Annotated in this window: 2 protein-coding genes; both read left to right on the top strand. The window is 45.7% G+C overall.

Annotation, left to right across the window (positions count from 1 at the left end; genetic code table 11):
* Positions 1 to 182, top strand: a 182-nt coding sequence (locus tag UF06_RS27275) for a hypothetical protein (protein ID WP_139046444.1), incomplete at its 5' end; no start/stop codon positions are given.
* 115 nt (positions 183 to 297) lie between these two features.
* Positions 298 to 479 (top strand): hypothetical protein (locus tag UF06_RS28490; protein ID WP_206778259.1); only part of this gene is annotated, 182 nt, incomplete at its 3' end.

Below are 479 nucleotides of genomic sequence, written 5' to 3'. Positions count from 1 at the left end.
CGGGCGTTATGTTTAATCACGTCAAATCAGTTGGTTGTATCTTTTCTTTGCTCCCTCGGCTTGTTGGTTTTGTGCTTGTCGGCAAGTTGGTTTCGTTTGGCGCTGTTTTCCGGACACTTGTTCTTTGGCGCTGGAAATTCAGAGCGTTGCCTCTGTCAATTTTCGGGCAAGCGCGAGGTTAGAGCGGTTGGCGCAATCAGTATTTTGAACACAGGTTTTGGGGCTTGAATTGCCGAAATTCAAAGTCTGTTTCTCAAATCTATGAGTCGTTTCAGTTTTCTGGGGTTTGGCTTTTGTTTGTCAGTCAAAACCGAGTTAATCTTGGTTTTGGTAAAACGTAAGTCATTGAAGCTTAAACATAACAAACGGTTCAAGAGGGACAGCCAACGCGCGGCATTTTTATTATGCGTTGGTTTTGGTGGTTACGGTGTTATGCGGAAGCTTGGTTGTGGCGTTGGCTGCCCCTTAACCGGGCGTTA

It is taken from the genome of Vibrio sp. S234-5, assembly GCF_000960595.1.
Lineage (GTDB): Bacteria > Pseudomonadota > Gammaproteobacteria > Enterobacterales > Vibrionaceae > Vibrio.
This window is presented reverse-complemented; position numbering and strand designations above follow the sequence as displayed.